At 69.5% G+C, this 25,150-nt stretch carries 19 protein-coding genes; 9 read left to right on the plus strand and 10 right to left on the minus strand.

Annotation, left to right across the window (positions count from 1 at the left end):
• Positions 1 to 17: 17 nt before the first annotated feature.
• A complete protein-coding gene (locus ADK55_RS07960) occupies positions 18 to 638 on the plus strand; it encodes a GNAT family N-acetyltransferase (protein WP_053676765.1) in 621 nt (206 codons plus the stop codon).
• A 451-nt stretch (positions 639 to 1,089) separates the two neighbouring features.
• Here the strand turns inward: ADK55_RS07960 and ADK55_RS07965 are convergent, their stop codons facing one another.
• The 5 genes from ADK55_RS07965 to ADK55_RS07985 form a co-directional block, all read right to left on the minus strand.
• Positions 1,090 to 1,902, minus strand: a complete 813-nt coding sequence (locus tag ADK55_RS07965) for a ParB N-terminal domain-containing protein (RefSeq protein WP_324611172.1) — start codon at positions 1,900 to 1,902, stop codon at positions 1,090 to 1,092.
• 152 nt (positions 1,903 to 2,054) lie between these two features.
• Positions 2,055 to 3,782, minus strand: coding sequence for a relaxase/mobilization nuclease domain-containing protein (locus tag ADK55_RS07970; RefSeq protein WP_053676767.1), 1,728 nt, complete (start codon positions 3,780 to 3,782; stop codon positions 2,055 to 2,057).
• The gene (locus tag ADK55_RS07975; protein ID WP_063839479.1) at positions 3,779 to 4,174 is read right to left on the minus strand and encodes a plasmid mobilization protein; all 396 of its coding nucleotides are present in this window, start codon (positions 4,172 to 4,174) and stop codon (positions 3,779 to 3,781) included. The genes ADK55_RS07970 and ADK55_RS07975 overlap by 4 nt, the downstream gene beginning before the upstream one ends.
• Before the next feature lie 858 nt (positions 4,175 to 5,032).
• Entirely contained in the window at positions 5,033 to 5,731 is a 699-nt protein-coding gene (locus tag ADK55_RS07980) for an ATP-binding protein (RefSeq protein ID WP_053676768.1), read from the minus strand.
• A complete protein-coding gene (locus tag ADK55_RS07985; protein ID WP_053676769.1) occupies positions 5,728 to 6,648 on the minus strand; it encodes a hypothetical protein in 921 nt (306 codons plus the stop codon). The genes ADK55_RS07980 and ADK55_RS07985 overlap by 4 nt, the downstream gene beginning before the upstream one ends.
• 568 nt (positions 6,649 to 7,216) lie before the next feature.
• Here ADK55_RS07985 and ADK55_RS07990 point away from each other — a divergent pair.
• The 3 genes from ADK55_RS07990 to ADK55_RS08000 all read left to right on the plus strand — a co-directional run bounded on the left by ADK55_RS07990 (position 7,217) and on the right by ADK55_RS08000 (position 9,315).
• Positions 7,217 to 7,468, plus strand: a complete 252-nt coding sequence (locus tag ADK55_RS07990; RefSeq protein ID WP_052874264.1) for a helix-turn-helix domain-containing protein — start codon at positions 7,217 to 7,219, stop codon at positions 7,466 to 7,468.
• A 234-nt stretch (positions 7,469 to 7,702) separates the two neighbouring features.
• The gene (locus ADK55_RS07995; protein WP_053676770.1) at positions 7,703 to 7,981 is read left to right on the plus strand and encodes a helix-turn-helix transcriptional regulator; all 279 of its coding nucleotides are present in this window, start codon (positions 7,703 to 7,705) and stop codon (positions 7,979 to 7,981) included.
• Positions 7,982 to 8,037: 56 nt separating this feature from the next.
• Positions 8,038 to 9,315: a tyrosine-type recombinase/integrase gene (locus ADK55_RS08000; protein WP_053676771.1), complete on the plus strand. Its 1,278-nt coding sequence runs from the start codon at positions 8,038 to 8,040 to the stop codon at positions 9,313 to 9,315.
• 26 nt (positions 9,316 to 9,341) lie between these two features.
• On the opposite strand, the gene ADK55_RS08005 is transcribed toward ADK55_RS08000, so the two are convergent.
• Positions 9,342 to 13,106: a hypothetical protein gene (locus ADK55_RS08005; protein ID WP_053676772.1), complete on the minus strand. Its 3,765-nt coding sequence runs from the start codon at positions 13,104 to 13,106 to the stop codon at positions 9,342 to 9,344.
• Positions 13,107 to 13,810: 704 nt separating this feature from the next.
• Positions 13,811 to 15,079: a magnesium and cobalt transport protein CorA gene (locus ADK55_RS08010; RefSeq protein WP_420713604.1), complete on the minus strand. Its 1,269-nt coding sequence runs from the start codon at positions 15,077 to 15,079 to the stop codon at positions 13,811 to 13,813.
• A gap of 120 nt (positions 15,080 to 15,199) precedes the next feature.
• On the opposite strand from ADK55_RS08010, the gene ADK55_RS08015 reads away from it, so the two are divergent.
• Positions 15,200 to 16,423, plus strand: a complete 1,224-nt coding sequence (locus tag ADK55_RS08015; RefSeq protein WP_053676774.1) for a winged helix DNA-binding domain-containing protein — start codon at positions 15,200 to 15,202, stop codon at positions 16,421 to 16,423.
• A 45-nt stretch (positions 16,424 to 16,468) separates the two neighbouring features.
• On the plus strand, positions 16,469 to 18,202 hold the full coding sequence (locus tag ADK55_RS08020; RefSeq protein ID WP_053676775.1) for an AMP-binding protein: 1,734 nt from the start codon (positions 16,469 to 16,471) through the stop codon (positions 18,200 to 18,202).
• A 96-nt stretch (positions 18,203 to 18,298) separates the two neighbouring features.
• Here the strand turns inward: ADK55_RS08020 and ADK55_RS08025 are convergent, their stop codons facing one another.
• Together ADK55_RS08025 and ADK55_RS08030 are read right to left on the minus strand one after the other, a co-directional pair.
• Positions 18,299 to 18,787 (minus strand): glutathione peroxidase, encoded by a 489-nt coding sequence (locus tag ADK55_RS08025; protein WP_053676835.1) that lies wholly within the window; start codon positions 18,785 to 18,787, stop codon positions 18,299 to 18,301.
• Positions 18,788 to 19,045: 258 nt separating this feature from the next.
• Positions 19,046 to 19,870 (minus strand): hypothetical protein, encoded by an 825-nt coding sequence (locus tag ADK55_RS08030; protein ID WP_053676776.1) that lies wholly within the window; start codon positions 19,868 to 19,870, stop codon positions 19,046 to 19,048.
• A 256-nt stretch (positions 19,871 to 20,126) separates the two neighbouring features.
• Between ADK55_RS08030 and gcl the strand changes: the two genes are divergently transcribed.
• Entirely contained in the window at positions 20,127 to 21,914 is a 1,788-nt protein-coding gene (gene gcl, locus ADK55_RS08035) for a glyoxylate carboligase (protein ID WP_199826470.1), read from the plus strand.
• 272 nt (positions 21,915 to 22,186) lie between these two features.
• Here the strand turns inward: gcl and ADK55_RS08040 are convergent, their stop codons facing one another.
• Positions 22,187 to 22,771 (minus strand): TetR/AcrR family transcriptional regulator, encoded by a 585-nt coding sequence (locus ADK55_RS08040; protein WP_053676778.1) that lies wholly within the window; start codon positions 22,769 to 22,771, stop codon positions 22,187 to 22,189.
• Between the two features lie 230 nt (positions 22,772 to 23,001).
• Between ADK55_RS08040 and ADK55_RS08045 the strand changes: the two genes are divergently transcribed.
• Positions 23,002 to 24,051, plus strand: coding sequence for an agmatine deiminase family protein (locus tag ADK55_RS08045; protein ID WP_063839477.1), 1,050 nt, complete (start codon positions 23,002 to 23,004; stop codon positions 24,049 to 24,051).
• The gene (locus ADK55_RS08050; protein WP_078998621.1) at positions 24,048 to 25,121 is read left to right on the plus strand and encodes a nitrilase-related carbon-nitrogen hydrolase; all 1,074 of its coding nucleotides are present in this window, start codon (positions 24,048 to 24,050) and stop codon (positions 25,119 to 25,121) included. The genes ADK55_RS08045 and ADK55_RS08050 overlap by 4 nt, the downstream gene beginning before the upstream one ends.
• The last annotated feature ends 29 nt before the right edge of the window (positions 25,122 to 25,150 follow it).

A 25,150-nucleotide genomic window follows, 5' to 3' on the forward strand; every position in this document is an offset into this window, starting at 1 on the left:
AGGTAGGCTCCGAAGGCATGACCCCAGTCAACCTGGCCGGCCCCCGCCTGGCGCTGCGCGAAGTCGAACCCGAGGACACCGCTGCCCTCCTGGCCATCTACGGAGACCCCGAGGCCACCAGGCACCTCAGCTTCGAGCCCCGCACCCGCGATCAGGCCCAGGGGATCGTCGACCGGTCCATCGTCTCGGCGAAGGACACCCCGCGAACCGAGTACTGCCTCGCCATCACCCCGCTCGGCGAACACCGGCTGATCGGCTACGCGCGCCTGGCGACCGAACCTCAGCAGGCGGCCACCATCGGCTTCGCCTTGAACCCCGCGGAGTGGGGCAAGGGCCTCGGCACGGAGACGGTCCACCTGCTGTGCACGCTCGGCTTCAAGGCCTTGGGCCTGCACCGCATCTGGGCTGCGCGTTCGCCACTCAACGAGGCATCCGCGCGCACCCTCCTGCGAGCGGGCATGACCGAGGACGGGCGGATCCGCGATCACGTCTTCGTTCACGGAGCCTGGCGAGACTCGATCACGTACTCAATCCTGGAGCACGAGTGGACACCGATCGACGCCATGGGTCCGGGCATCGTTGACGGAGTTCCGGAGGGCGTGGCCGACCCTGACGCTGACAGCGGACAGGAGAGGTGAGCTGGTGCTGCCTGGTTTGGGCCTCACGCGCGAACCGGTGATCGCCGGCATCGCCGAGTTCGCGCGCGGCGGCCTGCCGGTCCCGGCGGCCACCGATGACGGCAACCACTGGGTCGACGGCACCTGCTGGCTGTACTGCGGACGGCGTCGGACGCGCGTTCTGTGGATCGGCCCGGTCAGCGTCGCTGGAGCCCAGGCGCCGATGTACGCCTGCGGCCCCTGCATCGAGGAGCTCCAAGAACGAGTCTGGGACTCCTTTCAGCTCCGCGACAACCCCGGACACCCTGGGCAACGACCAGAGTGCGGCCTGGATGGCAGGTCAGTTGTCGGAAACCGGGGTCGTCACCGACGCGGCCAGGCGTGACCGGGCCCGGCGAGTAACAGCACCTCTGGGGGCCAATGCGTTCGGTGTTGGCCCCCAGAGGGCGCTATGGGGTCAGGAGCGTGGAGCTCACTGGAGATCGCGCTGCTCCCATATGGCTGCCATTTCCGTTAGGGCAGTCATTGCGTGGGCGATGGTTTCGCGGGTGACGGGGCGGCCCGGAGACTGGTACTGGGGGTCGAACCGGGCGAAGGCCATGGAGCCCCGTGTCTGTGCCAGGGTCGGTACGACGTCGCACAGGAGATTGGTCGCGACCATGCGCTGCCGCTTGTCTTCCTTCGCGCGCGCCGCATGCTCTTGCCAGGCCTGGCTCGGGCTCAACTCGCCGCTGATGACGCGGTCGGCGAATTCGGGGTCCTCGATGCGCAGGCGAGTGAGGTGCTCCAGCTCGGCCTGCGCGCGTCCCACGCTTTGGCGTGCGACCTTGTAGGCATCGTCCAGGCTGACCGTACGGGCAATGACGGGGTCCACGAGATCGGGCTCGTGCTGCATGACGTACTGCGCCAGGGTCATCCGGTCGGCGCCGCCGGTCTTCTCGCTGAGGGAATGCGCCGAATCGTCAGGCGACTGAAGTCCGCTCGTAGCGGCGTGGGCGTGGGCCTTGGCGGCAATCATCGCCGCCTGGCCCGAGGTCAAGTTCCGCTGTCGGATGTTGACCGACAGGGCATATGTGTCGGGGGTGTCGCCCTCGTAGGTGGTGAAACGGGGTTCGACTCCGAGGGCCTTACAGACGGCGAGGCGGTGGCGGCCGTCGAGGAGCACTCCGTTGGCGTCGAGGACGATCGGGTGTTGCAGGCCGGTGGTCTTGATGGAGTCGGCGAGGTCGCGTAGTTCGGACTCGGTAAGCGGCGGGAACAGTTCGGCGATGGGGTGGACCTTCAGAGGGTGCTCCTTGTCGAGTGGTGTACCGGCGGTACCGCGTGGGTGCCGTACGGCTTGGTGGGACGGGCTCGGGGCTATGTATCAATGGTCTGGAGAATCCCCGGTTTGGCTGACCGGGGATCGTCGGCTAACTTCAGGCCGCCTTGCTCAGGTCAGCGCCGGCGGACGGTGTCGTTCGCGGCCCTGCTCGGAGCTTGCACCGGCGTCAGGGACGGCGTGCTGCGCGTGGTTCGGGTGGGGGTGTTCTGGAGGCTGCCCGGGTCAGCAGGCAGGTGCGCGAGACGGCGGAGACGCCAGACGAGGACGTCGCTGACGGAGGTGGCGCTGTCCAGCTCCCGGTGCCGCGTGGCCTCTGCGAGGAGGCGGGCCGGGTTGTGGCCTGCGGCCTGGGTATCGGCGAGGGTCGCTGCCAGGGCGGGCCAGCCCGGCTCGGCCAGAACTTGTTCGGCGATCTCGGGCAGCGCCTGGCGTAGGACGGCTGCCTGTCGTCGCTGCAGTGGCAGGGAGCGGCCTCGCTGGTGGAGCACGGACATCGGCTGGGCGGCCGCGATCTCGTAGGCGGCGCGCAGGTGTTCGGCGGCTTGGCGGGCGGCTTCGGCTTGCTGGGCGTGGTGCTTCTTGGCGTGCCAGTTCGCCGCCGCTGTGACGAGGAAGAACGCGGTGTCGATGAGCATGGCAGTGGTGGCGCCGTCCTCTCCGCTGCCGAGGGCCGGCCCGCTGTGGGCGAGGTCGTGCGCGGCCTGGCGCAGGGCGCGGTCGTGCCCGCGTACGGCGCGGACGTGGGAGCGCGAGGCCCGCTCGAACGCGAAGGCTGCATCCTGGAGTTCTCGTCGGGTGTGAGCGGCGGAGGTCCCTGCGAGCGCGTCGAGGACCTCGCCGGCAGCGGCGATCTGGGCTGCTGCCGTGCCGTCGTCGCCGTGCTCGATGAGCAGCAGTGCCTGCCAGGTCGCGGTGGTGGCGCGGCGGCGGGCGTACGCAGGGCCGGTGACCGGCGGGAGAGCGGGGCGCTCCGGTGAGACGTCCTCGTCCGAGGAGGATTCTGCCGGTTGGGTCCAGCGTTCGCGGATACGGGGCAGGGAGAGGTCGGGGGCGAGCTTGGATCCCGAGTAGAAGACGGGTTCGCCGTTCCTGTTGCGGTCGTCGGGCAGGGCCACGGTGTAGCCGAGAAGGTCCCCGGACGGTGCCACGCGCCGCTTTACGAGGAGACCGGCATGGGTGAGACGGTCGAAGAACTCCTCCTCGCTCTGGGCGCCGGCCGCCGCGCGGCGGACGCTCTCGCGCAGTTCCTCCCTCGGGGTGCGTTCCTGCCGGTGGCGGTCGGCTTTGTGGCGTTCGGCGCTGGTGGGGCGCTGGGCTGCGGTTCCGTCACCGGCCTTGAGGCGGCGCAGGCCGTAGTCGGCTTCGATGAGACGGGCTTCGGCCTGGGAGCGTTTGGCTTCGTTGTGGCGGCGGGGCCGGCGGCCGTCCTCGCGGACGGTGGTGGCGATGATGTGGATGTGGTCGTCGGCGTGTCTGACGGCTGCCCAGCGGCAGGCGGCGGTGTCGCCGTCGGGGGCGATGCCAGTGGCGGCGACCATGCGGCGGGCGATGTCGCCCCACTGCTCGTCGGTGAGGATCGGGTCCTCGGGCGCGGCACGTACGGACAGGTGCCATACGTGCTCGGTGGGGCGTCGCGACTTGGGCAGGGCTTCGACGGGCTGGTCGAGGAGCCTTTGCAGGTCCCCGTAAGTGGCTTTCGAGTTGCGTCCGGGGTCGGGGACGAGACTGTCCCAGGCCGCCACGAGGTGTGGGTCGGTGTGCTTCTCGTCGGTGCCGGGGCCGTAGAGGTAGCGGATCAGGCCGATGGTGCGGGTGCCCATCTTGTGGACGCGGGGGATCATCCGGTGGGAGCCTCCGTCTCGACGTAGCGCTGGGTGAAGTCGTCCACGCGCTCGGCGGTCCGCTGGACCGCGTCGAGGACCGCCTTGGCGTGCGGGGCATCGGCGCCGGAGTTCAAGACGGTGGCGACCTGGTTGAGGTTGTTGCCGATCTGGCCGAGGGCCCGGCGCAGCGCGAACAGCTCCCTGACCATGTCCCGGTGGGTGGCGATCTCGGCTTCGGTGTGGTCGAGGTCGCGGGCGGCCTTCAGAGCGGTGTGGGCGAGGAAGCCGGCGATGCTCATGTGGCAGACGGACGCGGCGTGGGTGAGGAGCTGGAATTCGTCGTCGTTCATGCGGCAGCTGGGCTGGTGCATGCGCTTCTTCTCGGCGAGCAGGCGTTCACGCTGGCGCACGTGCGATGTGGTTGGGGCGGTGTGCGTGCAACGGGCGGTGTGGCAGGTGTGTTGTCCCTCCGTTTCGTGGTGCGATCCGGCCTTGGCCGCGTCCCGAAGGATCGGCACCCCCTGGTGCCGGTCCGCTCCCGCCACCCCTGGGGCGGGGGAGCCCAGAGCATTGCTCCCGACGGGAGCAATGCTCTGGGTACAACTTGCTCCTCCTGAGGCTGGAAGCGAGGGCATGTGCTCGTCGTGGCTGGGACCGTCGTGCGGTGGGTTGTGCATGCGTGTCCTTGAAGCGGTAGAGGCTGGTCGTGTGAAGAGGTTGTTGGGCGGGGGTCGACCGGTTTGGGACCGCTCGCTCGTGACGCGAGACGCTGCAGGTGCTGTCCGGGGACCGGGCGGGGGACGGTCCCCGTTTCGAGGAGGCGCTCGGTCCCCGGCGGCAGGGGCATGGGGGACCGGTCCCGTCTCGGTCCCCGTAGTCGTGGGTGGGGACGGTCCCCGACGTGGTGGCCTGACGGTCCCCGAAGCGCCGCAGGGCGGTCCCGGATGGTGGGGACCGTGGGGACGGTCCCCACTGAGTCGGGGGACGTCAGGCGGGGGTGACCTGCGGAAACAGAGTTGGGGACCGGTCCCCGTGGTGGCCGGCGCGCGCAGCGCAATCAGGGGACGGTCCCCGATCGACTGCTGTCGGTCCCCTCCTGGGGGAGGGCGCTGTCAGGCGGGACCGGGGTCAGTTTGGGGACCGGGACCGGGTTGGGGACCGTGATGGGGACGGGACCGGGACCGAGGTGGGGACGGTCCCCGAACGGCTCGGGCCAGTGGTTCGGTCCCCACGATGACGGGGACCGGCCCGGGTGGGGACCGTGGTGGTCAGGAGCCCGACGGCTGGGTGCGTCGGCGGTCCGGGCCGGTGAGGATGACGCGGGTGGTCATCTCTGCCAGGCGGGAGGCGACGCGGTCCCCGACTGCGTTGCGGAGTTCCGCGATCGGCAGGTTGGTGGTGATCAGGGTCGGGAGCATCTCGGTGTAGCGGCGGTTGATCAGCCGGTACGTCAGCTCCTCGGTCCACTCGGACTGCTTGGCCGCGCCGAGGTCGTCCAGGATCAGCAGCGGGCACCGGCCGAGCTCTTGGATCTCCCGCTCGGGGTCGTGGTTGGGCCGGGGCCGGAGCTGGGCGTAGAGGTCGGCGGAGGTGACCGCCTGCCAGCGCAGGCGTACTCCGGCGGCCAGCAGCGAGCGGACGGCTCCGTAGGCCTGATGTGTCTTGCCGATGCCGGTGGTTCCGGCGATCAGCAGCGAGGGGCCGTAGGCGATGCCCCGGGTACCGGCCGGCCCGTTTCGCCCGGCGCGGGTGACCGCCTCCACCCAGCCCAGGACTTCGGCTTGGGTGGCGAGTGCCTCGCGGTAGCGGGGCGGGATGCGGCGGTCGGCGAGTTCCAGGGCGGTCACCGGCTCCACCGTGGGCCCGGCGGGTGTGGTGTCGGGGTCGATGCCCTTGGCAGCGAGAATGGCCTGGAGACGGGCTGCCAGGGTGCCGGCGCGCTGCGGTTCACGGGTCGCGGTGGTCATAGCTGGCCTCCGTAAGCGGCTTCGGCGTCAACGGGGTTGGTGTACGGCTGAGGGGCCCGGCGGGTGCCAGCACTGGTCTGGGGCGGGTTCATGGCCTCGTTGACCAGGCTGGGCAGCAGGCTCGGGTAGAGGCTCTTGAGGCGCATGCGATCGACCCCGGCGCGGATGTGGTCCGGGTCGATGCCTTCGTGCAGCAGCTTGCTGATCTCCCGGCCGACGTGGCCCAGGACTTTCTCCGGAGGGCGCTTCCCGCATGCGGCGGCGTACTCGGCGACCAGTTGCTGGGCCGTTGCGGTCTGGGGTGTGGCGGGGGCGCTCGCGCCTCCCAACGGAGATCCTAGATCCATGATCCTAGGTCCTAGATCCGGACCGTGAGGGCTCGGCGCAGGCTCCCGCCCTTCCTGCTGATGCTGCACGGAGGGCTCACTGAACCCGTCCTGACCTGCGGATACAGGGATCATCGAAGCGGCGTGAGATGTGGGTGCGAGCTCCGGGGCGAGTGCCTGATGGTGCACGGACGTCTCACGGAGCCCTCCCTGCGCCAGCGGTGAAGTCAGGGGTACCCGACCGCCGTCGTGGTAGGGACAGTTCGGGTGCCGGACACCGCTGGGGCGGTTGACCTTCTGGTGCTTGGAGAAGGTCACGATGTGCAGGTACCGCTTGCCGTCCTCACCCTCGTACCGGCAGATGAGTTCATTGCCGGCGAGCTGGGTGAGGTCGTCCTCGACCTCGATCGGGCCGTGTTCGGGTCGCAGGGACCACAAGAGGCCCGCGATGACGGCGGACTGGTCACGGAACCGGCCGTGGTCGTCGGCCTGGGTGAGCAGACCGAAGAACGTCCGCTCCGCGGTGATGCTGACGGCGGCCAGTGATTCGGAGCTGAAGGCTTCAGGCTTGATGGTGCGGATGCGTGCCATGCCTATCGCCCCGCCTTCGCCTGCTGCTGGGACGGCGACGCCGCGGTGGGCGCGGGTGTGCGGACGGCTGCTTCGGCCGTACTGTTGGGCATAGACGTTCCTCAGATCCGTTCAGGAGTGGGCGGTTTGGACAAGGGACTCCCATCGGCTCTCGGCGCTGCAACGCCGGGAGCCGATTCCTTTGTCAGGGGTGCTTGGCCAAGACAGCCACACCAAGCCCGCGGAAGTCCAGCGAATCCGCACTCGAAAAGCGTCAGAGCGCATCGCTGATCGCGAACGTCTTCACAGTAAGGGCGAATCCCCGGTTGACCAAAAAGTCGACGGCGCAGGGAGAGCGGCGAAGATCGCACCCCGAAAGCCATTGACCGGGGTAGACGAGGCGATCTATGTTTCCGCCGTCCGGAGCCCCTGATGGTGTGCGTACCTCTGTGATCCGAGATGGGTCCTAGTTCCGCAATGGCCGCCTATGTGCGAATCGCCAGTTCGTTCTCCGCGAAACGGGCTCCAAAGTCCCATGTCTGGGCTTCCGTGATTACGAGAACCCGGGAACCCGAGCTACAACAGACGCATGCCCCGGAGAGCTACGGAAATCGGTCCCGCCGGAGAGCGGACCGCCCACGCCATCGAGCGGCTGCGCACCTCGCGCGGATTCGCCCAGCGAGAGCTCGCTGCCCGCGTCACCGAGCTCGGCCACCCCATGACCAACACCATGCTGTCCCGCATCGAACGCACCCGCCGGCGCTGCGACGTGGATGACCTCGTCGCCATTGCGGCCGCCCTCGGTGTCTCCCCACTCGCCTTGCTCCAGCCCGCGACGTAGGGGTCCGGGGCGGGTGCGCGGTGACGCCGCCCCGGCTTATACCCGACGATCCCCGGTCAGCCAAACCGGGGATTCTCCAGACCATTGAAGTAGTCCGCTCCACCTGCCTGACAGCAAGCGGGGGCGGATTCGTCATGCCCGATGTCCGTCGCCACAGGTTGTCGACGGAAGACCCCGAAGGTTCGATACGTGCGAAGTGTTGCTTGTGACAGTGAATTGCTGGCGAATGTCCGTATGTCTCCCCGTGCGTCGCCGCTGCGGAGGGGTTTTCTGAACGTGCGTGAAGCCGCCGAATACCTAGGGCTTTCGCCCGCCACCCTTTACGTGTGGCGGCACCGTCGCCAAGGTCCGCCGAGTTTCCGGATGGGGCGGAGCGGGCGCGTGATGTACCGGATCGAAACGCTTGACGAATGGATCCGGGAACAGGAGCAGGCGGACTCCCGCAGTAACACTTCCCTAAATCCGGTGAATGCCGCCCCGCAGCGCCGCGCCGGGTACGCGGCCACGGCCTGACCGATCTACCCGGCCTTACCACCCGCCCTACGTCCAACCCTCGCCCGAGGAATTCTTTGGCTGGCTATATCGAAGACCGTTGGATCAAAAAGAAGAAGGATCCCGTCACCGGGAAGCGTGAGCGTACGACCCGTTACGGCAAGGGGTCTCGGTACCGTGTCGCTGGAATCCCGGGCGTCCGGGACATGTCGTTCGACGTGCTGGAGGACGCCAAGGGGTGGCTCCGGCGGTCCGGCACCGACAGCGAGCGGGGCGAGTTCGTCGACCCGCGCGACGGCTCCATCACCTTGACGGACTTCGTCACGCGCCACTGGCGCGCCGGCGTTCGCGGCGCGCCCGGCACGGTCAAGCGAGTTGACGAGCGTGTACGACTCCACATCCTTCCGCACCTCGGCGCGGTGGCGCTGCGCGACGTGTCGGCGACCGTCCTGCGCGGCTACATAGCCACGCTCGAAGGCGAGTGCTCTCCGCGGTACGCCCGGCAGATCCTCACTTCGCTGTCGAACATCTTCGAAACCGCGATCGACGACAAGCGCCTGGTCCGCAACCCGATGCGGGCCAAGACGGTGCGTTGGCCGAAGGCCCCCGACGAGGATCGTGACGCGTGGCCGCTGGCAACGGCGCAGAGGGTGCGGGACGTGATCAATCCTCGCTACCGGATCGCCGTCGTCGTCGCGCTGGGGTGTGGGCTGCGCCAGGGAGAGGTGTTCGGGCTGTCGCCGAGGGACATCGACTTCGAACGCGGTGTCATCCGGGTGCGCAGACAGGTGCAACTTCTCTCAGGACGCCTCTACTTCGCCCTGCCCAAGGGCGGCAAGACGCGCATCGTCGACATGCCCCGGTCGGTGGCCACGGAACTGGCCGCGTACTTCCTTGACCATCCGGCGGTCGACGTCGAGCTCCCCTGGGGCGGACCGGAGCCCGACCGGGAGAAGCAGAGCTTCCCGCTCGTCCTCACGACGACGTACGGCAACGCCATCCGCGCCAACATCTTCAACGACGAGGCCTGGAAGCCGGCCCTCGCTGCGGCCGGAGTCATTCCCGTACGGGAGAAGGGTGCGCGGTGGAAGGCTTCACGCAAGGACGGCTTCCACGTGCTCCGGCACACTTACGCCTCGATCCTCCTCGAAGCGGGCGAGTCCATCGTCACGCTCGCCCGGTGGCTCGGTCACTCAAGTCCGACCATCACCCTGGACCACTATGCCCACTTCATGCCGGAGGCCGGAGGCAAGGGCCGCGCGGCCATCGACGCACTGCTCGGCACGGTGCCCGAGTGCGTACCCGAGGGCCTCGTCTCGTCCCACCAGAGCACTACCGGTCTCACCGAAGCGTGACGAACCACCTCGACCCGCCGATGCCTTCAACAGTCGGTCACAGCGAGGAGACGCGCCGCATGGTCAGGGTCGAGGTCCCATTGCAGGGTGATGGCCGTCATGCCGTCCAACTGCAGGTAGTCCTCTGTTGGATGATCAGTCGCTCCTTGGGCGATGGCACTAGCGAGGTTCGCCACGCCAGAGTCCCGGATGGCTGGGCCCTCGGCTATCTCGGTCTCCACCCGACGAGCGAGGGTGTCGAGGAAGTCGAGGATCACAGCGATGACCGGATCCCCCTGGTGGAGTCCCGTGATCACCCGGCGTGCCTGCTGGAAGTGCGCCACCGCCTCGTCGGCGGTGTTCTGGTGCCTCGCGTCTGTGTCCCTGAGCGTCGCGAGGTGAGCCAGCCCGGAGAGGCACTGGAGGGCCTGGTGGGCGTCGATGGCAGCGTCGGTGAGCGGGGTCGGGTGCCCTTCAGGAAGCTCGGTGCTCCAAGCGTCGAAGAGACCGGTTCCCGGCCATAGGGTCGTCTGAAGCTGTTGCGCCATGAGCCTGACTGGCTTGCCGTCCACAAAGGGAACGAGCAGGACGGCCCTACGGCTGCCCTGGGAGCCGGGATCGTGCTTCAGCAGCGAGCACAGCTGTTCCACTGCCGTCGGCCACTGAGTGAGTTCGGCGAGCTCCACGCCCACCGCAAGTTCCGCGGCAGGCCACTCCGTTGAGTCCGGATCTGAGACGGGTCTGGTGTACACGCTGACGCGGATCCCTGCGGCCCTGGCGTTGGACTGGAGTTTCAGGGGCAGGGCGTCTGCTCGTGCGCCGGCGGCTCGGCGGGCAAGGTCTGCTGCCCGAGTGAGTGCCTGCGCGGAGGGTCCTGATCGCGCCGCGGCCGTGAGCTTCTTGGGTCCGAGGGTGCCCCAGGCGAGTTCGGCCAGAACGGCATGCAAGTCGGCGAGGTTCCTCACGAGGTGATCGAGGACGTCCGGAGGATCCTGGCCGATGAGGTGCCAGCGCTCCTCATCCCGCACCTGCATGGCGAGGCTTGGCAGGCTGTCGCCGACGTAGCTGGCGAGCGCTGCATACCCGTTGGGGTCGGCGAGCCTTCGCGTGAGGTTCTCGGCGATCCCGTTCACCAGGTGTTGCAGGTGGTCGCTTCCACCTCCTGGAACGTCGTCACCGACGGGCAGCGTGGACAGGAACGAAGCGTCGACGGGGAGCGTGAGTGACGCGGCCCAGTCCTGGAGCGCTGCCTGCGTCGTGCGTAGGCCTTCGGCGTCTTTGGGTCGACCGCGACCGACGCACCAGGCTTGGGTCAGATCCGTCAGGTATTGGTGGAGCACGGGGAGCGAGGAGGCTGCGGTCGCGGCTCGGGTGGTCCAGTCGGTGTGGCCAGCCACCGTTGCGCCGATCAGTGTGCGGGTGCGAGTCCACGCCACCGCGGCGGGTGATCTGTCGTATTGCCGCTTCAGAAGGCTGACCCCGCTGGTGAAGTCACCAATGGTCAGGGGCAGCCCACCGGGTAGCAGATTTTGGATGTCGACACTCTCGCACTGTGGAAGGCAGCGCAGCAGCATCCGCCCGAGCTCCCTGACCTCCTGTTCGGCATCCGGTCGTGCCTGGTCCGACACGTGGAGCAGACGGGCGTATGCGACCCGGCTGCCCTCGCGATCGACGATGGACGCCTCAGTGACCCACGGTGAATGGGCCACGAGGGTGCCCAGCACACGCTCCTCCCCGCCTGCGAGTTGCAAGAGCTCTTCGGCCAGGGGCACCGATGCGGTCCGGGCTGTGGAGAGGATGTCCCCCAGGAGATCGACCGGTGCGCTGGCGAGTAGCTGGCCGAATGGCGAATCGGCGAGCACCGTCGGCCCACCCGCGAGATCCAGACCAGTCCCGGCAAGGACGGCGAGCAACCGCTGGGATTCGACCGGCTCCCCGCACTGGGACAGAAGGAGGCTTATCGCTGCTTTGCCGAGCCGTTCCACGAGCGCGTCGCGCAGCGGCGAACCGGATGTATCCGCCGCTCGGATCTCGGTGATGGCCGCGGCGATCTCGGGTTTGAGCTGCGGCAGCAGGTCCCCGTCCACGAGCGCGAACTGAAGGGTGGTGCGGCGCAACGCGGGCGGGATCCGGTGTTGGTCGAGGGTCCGGCGCCAGTTGGCCGCAGTGCGGTTGACGTCGACCAGCCGAAGAGCCTGCAGAACGCCGGTGGTCGCCTTTACGGAGGGGCGCCGACGGAGTTCGACCACGATCTGGTCCAGTACGACGGGATCCATCGCGGGGTGTTCGGTGAGGACACCGGCGATGAACGGCTGAAGCTGTGAGTCCACCAGCATGCGCATCACCGCCAGGACGGTCTCGTCCAAGATCGGCGGTGGAATCGCGTGTACGGCGTCGGCCAGATGCGCCGAGCGCAGCTGGTGCAGCCCGGACAGGAGTCCCCGCCGTTCGTGGACGAGATGCTCATCGGCCAGGCGGGACAACGCCGTGCGAAGGTCCGTGTCTCCAAGGCCCAGCTGTTGCTGAAGTGCCCGTACGGGCAGATCGACGCCCCACTGGTGGGCGATCGAGATCCTGGCCAGGATCTCGATCTCTGTCTGGCGTCCTTCGGCCACGCGCCGCTCGACCTGCTCTGACAGGACATCCGAGAGCCTGCGTCCGCGGGTGAGTAGATGCGTGAATTCCAGGGTCAGGCCGTTTGCCGCGTCGTACGCTTCCCGCCAATGCGCGGCAGCCGTGGTGCCGGTGGCCGACAACCCGGCGTGGATCTGCTCGGCGACCTCCTCATCGAGGGTGACCTCGATCTGGGTACAGTCGACCCGGCTTCGGAGGGGCAGAAGGTCCTCGCTCCGGACCGAGCCGAGGAGCAGGACACCAGGGATCGGGGCGAGCTCGCGGTAGAGGACGTCCCATGCCTCGGCCGCTCCGATACCGATGCCGTCCACGACGAATCCGACCGGAGAGCGGGTCGTGGGTTGCAACGCCCTCGCAAGCCTTACGAGCGGGACGGCGTCGTCCGCCTGGAGCCGCCTGATGCGGTACCAGAGCACGTGTCTGGTCACGTAGGCAGCCGTCCACATCACGGCGGACTTGCCGATGCCCGACGGGCCGGTCACGAGGACGCTCTGACCCCGATGGATCGCATCCGCCACCCGCCCGGTCAGGGCAGGCCTGGGGGCCGGAAGCCCGGCAGTGATGTGGCCGGGCTGCACGTTGACGCCTTCGTGGAAGCCGGCGGCCTGGAGCGGCCGGTCGAAGTCGACAGGCTCGCAGAGGCCCGTGGCCAGTGCCTCCTCCAGCGATGCACGGTCGATGGTTTGCGCGACCTCGTTCGCAATCCCTGCAATGTTCGTTCGACTTAGTCCTGCCGCTCCCGACAGGGTCGTCTGAGCGTTGGCGTCGGCCCGTCTTGCGACGGCGCTGCGCAGGGCCAGCACGACTGCCTCCGCAGCTACCGGCAGCAGCCCGAGCCGATGGGCTACAGCGGTGCGGGTGTCGTCGGCGGCGGCACGCCATGGCAAGACGTAGAGACTGGCGGCATTGCACCATGCGTCGATTTCATCTTTGGTCAGGCGGGCCTTCGCGGCCTTCGCGTTGAATGCCTGTAGCAACCGGTGGCCTCGCGGTAGATCACTCAGGGGGGCGCCCCACTGGGTGAACCATTCGCCTTCAACCGGCCGCTCGAGGACAAGAAGGGGCCGACCCTCCAGCCGAGCCTGTACACGCTTCGCGTGCGCCAGGGCCATGGCGACGAGGTGCTCAGCAACCTCGGGTGCGGTGAAGTCGCCGATCCGTTCCTGGCGGGACTTCACCTGGACATGCCAGGGTGTCGGTCCATCACACGAGAGGTCTTCCAGACCCTCCGGGACGATGCGATCGGAGTCGAGGGCGCCGGACAGAACGCGGCCGCACAGCCACGCCCCTACAGCGTCTTGGTAGTGGAACCCACGGCCGGCGCGTGCTCCCGAACGCGTCGACACCCACAAGGCCTCGCCAGGTCCGCTGGTCGGTTCGCTTTGCTGCACAGGCACGGGGGGCTGGGCCCGCCTGCTACGCCCCCTGCTCTTGCTGGTCATCCGAGAAGCATTGCAGGCCCGTTGGACAGCCGTATGGCCTACCGCATGAAGTCTCCGAGACGGTCGCTGAGGAGCTTCCTCAACGGTTGCTTGTTTTCGCGCTGCCCAGGGGCGACGGGAGCCGAATTACCACTGGTGGCTCGACACTCGCAGGAGCCGGTGGGGATGGTCCAGGGCACGCCAGTGTGGTGCATGTTCTGCGGGCCGGTCGGCAGCTCCCAGGGAAGCGCTGGCGTGGTGTTCGCCGGCACTCTCGGTGACGGTCAACGGCGGCTGTCCGACTCAAGCTGAAGCGCACGGAACGCGTGGAGTAGCAGGTGGGAGGGGCACGGCTCGCTCCCTGGCACCGCGCATTCTCCCCAGATTCTCCCCAGGGCCCCGGATTGGCCTCTCGAAGGCGTTCGCTGTAGCGAACTCGACCAGAGACTCTTGCCCGCCGTCTACAGCCAGTCGCGCTTCTTGAAGATGACGTACAGGCTTACGCAGACCACTGCCATCAGCAGGATCGCGAAGGGGTAGCCGCCGGCCCATTTCAGTTCCGGCATAGACTCGAAGTTCATGCCGTAGATGGTTCCGACGAGTGTGGGAGCAAACAAAATGGCCGCCCACGAGGAGATCTTCTTGATCTCCTCGTTCTGTTCGAAGCCGGCTTCGGCCAAGGCGCGCATCTCGGCGTTCTGTTGTTGGGAGACCAGGGTGGCGTTGACCGTCAGGATTTCGGTCAGGGCTTGGCGGAAGCCGTCGACGCGTTCGCTGGTGTGGGTGACGTGGTCGGCGACGTCGCGGAGGTAGCGCTGGAGTTCCTCGTCGGTGCCGTACTTGGCGAAGCCGGCCATCAGGCTGTGGAGCATGCCGACCAGTGGGCGGGTGGCGCGCTGGAACTCGACCATTTCGCGGGAGAGCGCGTAGATGCGGCGGGAGACCTCGGGGTCGCCGCGGAAGACCTCGGTCTCGATCTCGTCCATGTCGTTCTGTACGCCCTCGACGACCGGGGCGTACCCGTCGACTACCGCGTCGAGGATGGCGTACAGGGCGGCTTCGGGGCCGAGGGAGAGGAGGTCGGGGGTCTCCTCCATGCGGCGGCGGACGGCGGAGAGGTCGGGGGCCGCGCCGTGGCGGACCGTGATGAGGAAGTCCGGGCCGACGAAGACGTGGAGCTCGCCGAAGTCGACCTCCTCCAGGGCGTCCAGGTAGCGGGCGGCGCGCAGGACGACGAAGAGGGTGTCGCCGTAGCGTTCCAGCTTGGGGCGTTGGTGTGCCTCCAGCGCGTCCTCGATGGACAGCGGGTGGAGGTTGAACTCGGCGGCAAGGGAGTGGAGTTCGGCCTCTGTCGGGCGGTGCAGGCCGATCCAGGCCATGCCGTCGGGCTGTTCGCGCAGTTGCCGGAAGGTGTCGGCGAGGGTGGCGGGGGACGCGGCCCGGCGGCCGTCGCGGTAGACGGCGGAGTCGATCACGCTGCGGTGGTTCGGGGGTGTCGATTCCGGCGACGCGGGGTCCGGGGCGGACGCCGACGCCGGGGGAGTGGTGGGCGGGGCGCCGGCCGGGGAGGAGGGGCGGAGCCACCCCGTACGCCTCGACGATGTGCCCGACGAGCCCGACGAGCCCGACGAGCCCGATGTGCCCGATGAGCCGGGTGACCGCGAGGGACCCGGCGGGGAGGATGCGGCGTCCGACGGCGTGGAGGGACGGCGGTGTGGGCGCTCCGGCATCGCAGCTCAGCTCCCGTGGTCGGTCGGACGCGTGTGTGGGGGCGAGGGGAAGGATATAGGGAGGAATGGTCCATGACGTTGCGGACCGTTCCTGTCCGCAAGCACGGCTAGCGTGCTGCCATGGCTTCCAGAACCGCTCCCGTACTCGACACCCGCGCACTGAACCGTGCCACGCTGGCCCGCCAGCTGTTGCTGAGCCGCGCCGAGATGTCCGCGCGGGACGCCGTCGAGCATCTCCTCGGGCTCCAGGCGCAGAACGTCAAACCGCCGTACTTCCAGCTGCACGCCCGGCTCGCCGGGTTCAGGCCCGCCGAGTTGGCCGGGTTGATGGAATCCCGCGAGGTGGTTCGGATGGTCACCATGCGCTCGACCATCCACACCCACACCGCGGACGACGCGTTGATCCTTCGGCCGCTGGTCCAGGCGGCGCGCGACCGCGAGGTCAACCAGTTCCGCAAGGGTCTCGTCGGGGTGGACCTGGACCGGCTGGCCCTCGTAGCGCGCGCCTTCGTGGAGGCCGAGCCGCGCACCATGGGGGAGATCCGGGAGGAGCTCCTCAAGGAGTGGCCCGAGGCCGATCCGCAGTCCCTGGCCGTCGCCGCGCGCTGTCTGTTGCCGCTCGTACAGGTCACCCCTCGCGGGGTGTGGGGGCGCAGCGGGCAGGTACGGCTCACGACCGTGGAGAACTGGCTCCAGCGGCCGGTCGGGGAGGCGCAGAACGCGGGGAGGGCGCAGAGCGACGGGAAGGTGCGGGGCGACGTGGCGGAGGCGCAAGGTGTGGGCGAGGGGCGGGGCGTCGACGAGGTGGTGCTCCGGTACCTCGGCGCCTTCGGGCCCGCCTCGGTGAAGGACATGCAGACCTGGGCCGGGCTGACCCGGCTGAAGGAGTCGTTCGAGCGGTTGCGGCCGCGGTTGCTCACCTTCCGCGACGAGAACGGTGTCGAGCTGTTCGACCTGCCCGACGCGCCGAGGCCCGATGCCGGGACGGCGGCCCCGCCGCGGTTCCTTCCCGAGTTCGACAACCTGCTGCTCTCCCACGCCGACCGGTCCCGGGTGATCGCCCCGGAGTTGAAGGGCCGTACGTGGACCGGCAACCAGCCCCACCGCGCGTTGCTCCTGGACGGTTTCCTCGGCGGGCTGTGGACGGCGGACGCCGGGGTGCTGACCGTGGAACTCTTCGAACTCCTCGGCCCGGTGTCACGGGCGCGGAAGGAGGAGATCGTCGCCGAGGGGGAGGCACTGCTCGCCGACATGGCCGACACTCCCGCCGGTACGGGTACGGGTACGGGTACGGGTACAGGTGCGGGTACGGGCGCCGTGCGCTTCGGGTCAATCCGGGGCTGACGGCGGCCTGGTGGTGTCCGCGTCCGGCGCGGCACGATGCCTCTCATGACGGAGAACAGCGCCACCCACACCTTCCTGGCCGCGCGGGACTTCCTGCTCGATCGCCGCGGGGACTACGAGGCCGCCCACGCCGGGTTCACCTGGCCCCGCCCCGAGCGGTTCAACTGGGCCCTCGACTGGTTCGACCACATCGCCCGGGGAAACCCGGCCGACGCCCTGCGCATCGTCGAGGAGGACGGAACGAGCGAGGGCGTGTCCTTCGAGGAGCTGAGCGCGAGTTCGGGAGCCGCGGCGAACTGGCTGCGCGCCCAAGGCGTCGCGGCGGGGGACCGGATCCTGGTCATGCTCGGCAACCAGCGTGAACTGTGGGACGTCATGCTCGCCGCGATGAAGCTCCGCGCCGTGGTCATCCCCGCCACCCCGCTGCTCGGCGCCGCCGACCTCCGCGACCGGGTCGAACGGGGCCGGGTACGGCACGTCATCGCGCGCGCCGAGGACACCGGGAAGTTCGACGAGGTGCCCGGTACCTACACCCGGATCGCCGCCGGACCGCGCGCCACCACAGGCCCCGGGACCGGCACCGGCCCCGAGGTCCCCGCCGGGTCGGAGGTTCCCGCCGGCTGGCTGCGGCTGGCGGACTTCCACGCCGCCGACCGGAGTTTCAGCCCGGACGCGGAGACCCTGGCCGGCGACCCGCTGATGCTGTACTTCACCTCGGGGACCACCGCCCGTCCCAAGCTCGTCGAGCACACCCACGCCTCGTACCCGATCGGGCACCTCTCCACCATGTACTGGCTCGGGCTGCGCCCCGGCGACGTCCACCTCAACATCGCCTCGCCCGGCTGGGCCAAGCACGCCTGGTCCAACCTCTTCGCGCCGTGGAACGCCGGTGCGACCGTCTTCGTCCACAATTACACGCGCTTCGACGCCGAGCGGCTGATGGCCGAGATGGACCGGGGAGGCGTGACCACCTTCTGCGCCCCGCCCACCGTCTGGCGGATGCTGATCCAGTCCGACCTCACCAAGCTCCGGAATCCCCCGCGCGAGGCGGTCGCCGCGGGTGAACCGCTCAACCCGGAGGTCATCGAAAGGATCCGCGAGGCCTGGGGCGTGACCATCCGCGACGGCTTCGGCCAGACCGAGACGACCCTCCAGGTGGGCAACTTCCCGGGGGCGCCCGTCAAGCCCGGCTCCATGGGACGTCCGGCGCCCGGCTACGAGATCGTGCTGCTGGACTCCGTCACCGGCAAGGAGTCCGAGCGGGAGGGAGAGGTCTGCGTGGACCTGCGGACCCGTCCCGCCGGGGTGATGACCGGCTACCGCGACGACCCGGGGCGCACCGCGGAGGCCATGGCGGACGGGCTCTACCGCACGGGGGACATCGCCGCGCGCGACGCCGACGGTTACCTCACCTACGTGGGGCGGGCCGACGACGTGTTCAAGGCCTCGGACTACAAGATCAGCCCGTTCGAGCTGGAGAGCGCGCTGCTGGAGCACGAGGCCGTGGCCGAGGCCGCCGTGGTCCCCGCCCCGGACCCGCTCCGGCTGGCGGTACCGAAGGCGTACATCACGCTCGCCGCCGGATGGGAGCCGGGGAAGGAGACGGCCCGGTTGCTGTTCGAGCACTCGCGGGCGGTGCTCTCCCCGTACAAGAGGGTCCGGCGCATCGAGTTCGGTGAGCTGCCGAAGACCGTGTCCGGCAAGATCCGTCGGGTCGAGCTGCGCGAGCTCACCGAGGCCGGGTCCGGGGCGGAGTACGACGAGGCCGACCTGGACTGAGCCGAGCCGGAGCGCCGGCCGGCACGTCCCACCCCGGCCGGCGCCCCCGCCCGGTCCTCACGCGCGCGCCCCGCGCCCCGCGCCCCGAGACGAGTGCTACGCGGGCAACTGTGCCTCGATCGCGGCGACGATCTCGGGGGACTCGGGCTCGGTGCGCGGCCGGAAGCGGCCGACGACCTCGCCGGCGGGGGAGATGAGGAACTTCTCGAAGTTCCACTGGATGTCCCCCGCCTCACCCTCGGCGTCCGGGGACTTCACCAGCTCCGCGTAGAGCGGGTGCCGGTTCTCGCCGTTGACCTCGGACTTCTCCAGCATGGGGAAGGTGACCCCGAAGCCGGTCGCGCAGAACGTCTGGATGTCGTCCGCGGTGCCGGGCTCCTGGCCGCCGAACTGGTTGCACGGTACGCCGATCACCGTGAACCCCTTCTTCTCGTACGCGAACTGCAGCCGGGCCAGACCCGAGTACTGCGGGGTGAGGCCGCACTGCGAGGCCGTGTTCACCAGCAGGATCGCCTTGCCCTTGTGCGCCGCGAGGCTGGTGGGCTCGTCGTCCAGGGTGGTCAGCGGAATGTCGTACAGGCTCATCGGGCTCTCCTCGGCGGGAAGGGCGGTCAAGGTCTCCGAGCCTAGTACCACGCCGCCGATCACCCTCTTCCCGGTCGTGTCGATCACCTGACCCGTGACCCGACGAGGGTCGCTCCCGCCCCGCACCGCACCGTTCCCGCAACCGCAACCGCAACCGCAACCGCAACCGCAACCGCAACCGCAACCGCAACCGCAACCGCAACCGCAACCGCAGCCGCTCCCGCAGCCGCTCCCGCAGCCGCTCCCGCAGGCGCAGGCTCAGGCTCCCGAGGTGATCAACCGGTCCGCCGGATCGTTGACCGGCTGCGGGGTGCCCGTCAGGTCCATGACGAACAGCGGAATGCCCAGGTGGTCCGCGCGCTCGCGGGCCTGCGTCGTGTAGCCGGCGAGGGAGAAGTAGACGCTCGCCGCCGAGGCCGTGAGCCCGTTCAGCCACACGCACTCCACCGCCCGCAGTCCGGCCGGCACGGTCGTCGGGTCCACCTGCGCGATCACCCCGGGAGCCCGCAGGTCCACCGCCGCGGAGGGGATCGCCGAGCCGTCGGGTCGGGGTACGTCACGGAAGCCGAGCCAGCGCAGGTACAGGGCGGCCGTGACCACCGCGTCGCGACCCGTCCGGATGGTCACCGGCCGGAACGGCGCCCGATCCGCCGCCGCGGAATCCGTCGCCGCCGGGTGGTCCGCAGGTGTCGGGGAGTCCGCCGCCGGGGGGTGCTTCGCCGCCGCGGGTCCGCGCGCGTCGGTCCGCCCACCGTCCCGCGCCCCTGATTCGCCGCGTTCCCCGGGGCCGGGGTCGAGCGCGTCGGGAGCCACGGATTCCGGCGGATGGACCGGGATCAGGGCCACGGTCCCGCACGAGCCGCACCCCACCTCCGGGCGCGGCCACTCGCCCTCCCGCCCGCAGGCATCGCAGCGGACCGCCACCCAACTGTCCGACCAGGTGCGGCGGGTCAGTGGCACGGCCGGCGCCGCCAGGTTCAGCGGTGGCACGACCGGGCTCCCGCAGGCGCAGGGGAAGACCGGCGCGCTGTAGGCGTTCTCGCGCCGGCAGGTCGGACAGCGCACCGGTACCGCTTCCGCCATGAGACCGGACCCCCCTCGTCGCTGTGCGTGGGTCCATGGTCCACCACCGGCGACGGTCGGCGCGGGCGCGTCCTCGTTTTGCCGTCGCGTCATGGTCATTCGTACAAGTCACCGAGCGAGAAGCGGCTTTTGGTGGGTTCCGGGGTGCCGAAGCGCCTTGACGCGCCCCGGAGTGGCCGCTTAGCTTGTTCCGTATAGCAGAACAAAACTTCCGGATTACGGAAAAGCCTGACCGCCAGACCCGCAGGAGAACTCGATGCCTCGTATGACAGCCGCCGCCGCTGCAGTGGAGATCCTCAAGCGCGAGGGCGTTTCGCAAGCGTTCGGCGTGCCCGGCGCTGCGATCAACCCGTTCTACCGCGAGCTCAAGAACGTCGGTGGCATCAACCACACCCTCGCCCGGCACGTCGAGGGCGCCTCGCACATGGCCGAGGGCTACACCCGCACGACCCCGGGCAACATCGGTGTCTGCATCGGTACGTCCGGCCCCGCCGGCACCGACATGATCACCGGCCTCTACTCGGCCATCGCGGACTCGATCCCGATCCTGTGCATCACCGGTCAGGCCCCGGTCGCGAAGCTGCACAAGGAAGACTTCCAGGCCGTCGACATCGCCTCGATCGCCAAGCCCGTCACCAAGGCCGCGACCACGGTCCTGGAGGCCGCGCAGGTCCCCGGTGTCTTCCAGCAGGCCTTCTACCTCATGCGTTCCGGCCGTCCCGGCCCGGTCCTCATCGACCTGCCGATCGACGTCCAGCTGACCGAGATCGAGTTCGACCCCGACCTGTACGAGCCGCTGGTCGTGCACAAGCCGGCCGCGACCCGCAAGCAGGCCGAGAAGGCCATCCGCTTCCTGCTGGAGTCCGAGCGTCCGCTGATCGTCGCCGGTGGCGGCATCATCAACGCCGACGCCTCCGACCTGCTGGTCGAGTTCGCCGAGCTGACCGGTGTCCCGGTCATCTCCACCCTCATGGGCTGGGGCGTCATTCCCGACGACCACGAGCTGGCCGCCGGCATGGTGGGTGTGCAGACCTCGCACCGCTACGGCAACGCCACGTTCCTGGAGTCGGACTTCGTCCTGGGCATTGGCAACCGCTGGGCCAACCGTCACACCGGTTACAACCTGGACGCGTACCTCGGCGACCGCAAGTTCGTCCACGTCGACATCGAGCCCACCCAGATCGGAAAGATCTTCGCCCCCGACCTCGGCATCGCCTCCGACGCCAAGGCCGCGCTGGAGATCTTCATCGAGGTCGCCAAGGAGCTCAAGGCCGAGGGCAAGCTCCCCGACTTCAGTGCCTGGGTCGCCTCGCACCTGGAGCGCAAGGGCACGCTCCAGCGTCGTACGCACTTCGACAACATCCCCATGAAGCCGCAGCGCGTCTACGAGGAGATGAACAAGGCCTTCGGTCCGGAGACCCGCTACGTCACCACCATCGGTCTCTCCCAGATCGCCGGCGCGCAGATGCTGCACGTCTTCAAGCCGCGCCACTGGATCAACTGCGGCCAGGCCGGCCCGCTCGGCTGGACGATCCCGGCCGCGCTGGGTGTCGCCACCGCCGACCCGCAGACCCCCGTCGTCGCCCTCTCCGGCGACTACGACTTCCAGTTCATGCTGGAGGAGCTGGCGGTCGGTGCGCAGCACAAGATCCCGTACGTCCACGTCCTGGTGAACAACGCCTACCTGGGTCTGATCCGTCAGGCGCAGGGCGGCCTGGGCATCAACTTCGAGGTCAACCTCGAATTCGAGAACATCAACGCCCCCGAGCTGGGTGTCTACGGCGTCGACCACGTCAAGGTCGTCGAGGGCCTCGGCTGCAAGGCGATCCGGGTCACCGACCCGAACGAGCTGGGTGCCGCCCTGGAGGAGGCCAAGAAGCTCGCCGCCGAGTACAGCGTCCCGGTGGTCGTCGAGGCCATCCTGGAACGCGTCACCAACATCTCGATGAGCAAGACGGTCGACATGAGCGACGTCACCGAGTTCGAGGAGCTCGCGACCGAGCCGGGCCACGCCCCGACCGCGATCCGCCCGCTGACCGTCTGAGCGGAAGCGGCGGGTCGTGCTCGCCACGGCCCCGACGGCCCCCGTCCCTCCTGCCGGAGGGGCGGGGGCCGTTTCGCGTTACGTCGCCGGGTCGTTCCGACGTCCGGTCGTCCGGTCGTCCGGGTGGCCGGGGCCCCCGGGGCCGTCCGGGTCGTCCGGGCCGCCGGGGTGGGCCGGTGGACTGCCCGAACGACCCGGCGCGGCACGTCACTTCCCGGCGCGTCACTTCCCGGCACGTCACCGCCCGGCGGGTCACTTCCCGGCGCGGCGCGTCACTTCCCGGGGTGCGGGCCCAGTTCCGCGTCCAGCGCGCCCGCGATCAGGTCGCGGGCGCGGTCCAGGGTCAGCGAACCGCTGAGCCAGCGCTCGCTCAACCCCTCCACCAGCGCGGTCAGCCGCTCGGCGACGTCCAGCGGGATGGCCTTGGGGTCGGCGAGGCCCGCCACCTGGGCATCCATGATCGAATCGGCGGTGTCCCGGTTCCAGGTGCGGGTGGAGTCCGCCAGCGTCTCGCGCAGGTCGGTGTCGAAGATCGCGCTGGCCCGCAGCTCACCCCAGGCGATGCTGTTCTCGCGGACCCGGGTGGTGTCCTGGAGTTCGCTCAGCAGCAGCTGGAGCAGTACGCCCCGGGCGTCCTCGGAGTCGTCGAGCGCCTCGTCGGTGTAGCCGGTGGCGCGGTCGCTGATGAAGGCGAGGGTCCGCTGGATCAAGCCGGCCCGGTCCTTGAAATGGTAATAGATCAGCGCCGTGGACACCCCGGCCTCGGACGCCAGCTCCTCGACGCGCAGTCCCCTGACGCCGTTGCGGGCGATCACGCGTACGGCTGCTTCCAAGATCAACGATTGGCGATCGGCCACTCTTGTTCGCACCTTTCGGTCCCTACCTCTTGACTGACCTTTCAGTCAGGTCCCACGATAGCTCCCACCGGGGTTGCTGACTGGATTTTCAGTCACCGTTCACCTGACTGAAATTTCAGTCAGGATGCACAGGGATGATCGACGGGCCGACCGAAGCGCCGCATACCCGCCCCATTCCCCCGACAGAAGCCGCCCCGCCCAGCCCCACCCGCACCAAAGGAGCTCTCACCATGAGTCCACTGAGTCCGCCGAGTCCGTCGAGCCCGACGTACCCGCGCATGCCCGCCGAGTGGGCCGAGCACGAGGCCTGCCTGATGGCGTGGCCCACCCGGCCCGCCCTGTGGGGACCGGCCTTCGAGGCGGCGCGGAGCGAGTACGCGACAGTGGCCCGTGCCATCGCCGACTTCGAGCCGGTCATCATGATCGCCGCGGTCGACTCGGTGGACGAGGCCCGTGCCGTCTTCGGCGACGATCCCGGCATCGAGGTGATCGAGCTGCCGATCGACGATTCCTGGCTGCGCGACTCCGGCCCGATCTTCGCCTATGACGAGCAGGGCGACCGGGTGGGCGTCGACTTCCGCTTCAACGCCTGGGGCGAGAAGCACTACCCCTGGACCGCCGACGACAAGCTCGCCTCGCTCCTCCTGGACCGCCTCGGCATCCCGCGCGCGCACTCCTCGATGATCCTCGAAGGCGGTGCCGTCACCGTCGACGGCGAGGGCACTCTGATCACCACCGAGCAGTGCCTGTTGCACCCGAACCGCAACCCGCGCATGAGCCGCGCCGAGATCGAGGACGAGATCAAGCGCCGGCTCGGCGTCGAGAAGATCATCTGGCTGCCGTACGGCGGCCTGGAGGACACCGAGACCGACGGGCACGTCGACGGCGTCGCCGCCTTCGTCGCCCCCGGCACCGTGGTCCTCTCCCTGCCCGAGGACCCCGCCCACCCCGACCACGCCCGGATGCGCGCCAACCTCGCCGTCCTGGAGGCCTCCACCGACGCCCGTGGTCGGGCCCTGCGGGTCGTCGCGGTCCCGCAGACCACCCACGGAGAGGTCGAGGGGCATCCGGTCGAGGTCTGTTACCTCAACTTCTACCTCGCCAACGGCGGCTGTGTGGTGCCGGTGGGCGGTACCCCCGAGGACGAGGCCGCCCTCGCCGTCCTCGCCGAGGCCCTGCCCGGCCGCAAGGTGGTCGGGGTCCCCGCGCCCGTCCTCGCGTTCGGCGGCGGCGGCATCCACTGCATCACCCAGCAGCTCCCGAAGGACCTGAACGCATGAGCACCGACACCCCCCGCACCCCCACCGCCGCGCGCCGGCCCGCGGCCTCCCCTTCCACTGCCTCCGCCCCCACCGCCGCGCACGCCACCGCCGCGCGCCGGCGCACCGACTCGACCCCCGCCCCCACCGGGTACGAACTCCTCGTCAGCGACGGCTCCCCGCTCGGGTCCCCCGCCCGGACGGAGTCCGCCGAGCGCGTCCCGCTGCGCGTCGGCCTCGTGCAGATGCGCTGGTACGCGGACGAGGACGAGCACGACGCGCGCCTGCGCGAGGGCGTGCGCATCGCTGCGGCCGAGGGCGCCAAGGTCGTCTGCCTGCCCGAACTCACCCGCAGCCCGTACTTCTGCAACACCGACGACCCCATGGCTGACGGCGCCGCCCGCCACCTCGAAGACCTGGAGGGCGGCCCCACCGTCGCCCTGGCCGCCGAACTCGCCGGGGAGCTCGGCATCACGGTGCACGCCTCCCTGTACGAGCGCGCCGAGGACGGCGGGCTCGGCTACAACACGGCGGTCTGCGTGGACGCGGCCGGCAAGCTCGTCGCCCGCACCCGCAAGAACCACATCCCCGCCTTCCCCGGCTACCGCGAGGACCTCTGCTTCCGCCCCGGGGACAGCGGCTTCCCCGTGGCCTTCCTCGAAGGGGCCCGCTTCGGCTTCCCGACCTGCTGGGACGAGTGGTTCCCGGAACTCGCGCGCGCCTACGGCCTGCACGGGGCCGAGATCCTCGTCCACCCGACCGCCATCGGCTCCGAAGTGGATCTCCCCGACTTCGACACCCGGCCGATGTGGGAGCACGCGATCAGCGCCAACGGCCTCGCCAACGCACTCTTCATGATCGTTCCCAACCGGGTCGGCACCGAGGGCCGCTCCACCTTCTACGGGTCCTCCTTCATCTCCGACCCCTACGGCCGTGTCATGCTGCGTGCCCCCCGCGACCGGCCCGCCGTCCTCGTCGCCGACCTCGACCTCGACCAGCGCCGCGACTGGCTCGACTTCGGACTGATGCAGACCCGCCGCCCCGAGCTGTACGGCCGGCTCACCGAGCCCCTCGACGCGCAGGCCCGCTGACCAGCAGGTCCTCCCAGCGCCAAACTCCG

Origin of the sequence: Streptomyces sp. WM4235 (assembly GCF_001279725.1) — a bacterium.
Classification (GTDB): Bacteria; Actinomycetota; Actinomycetes; order Streptomycetales; family Streptomycetaceae; genus Streptomyces.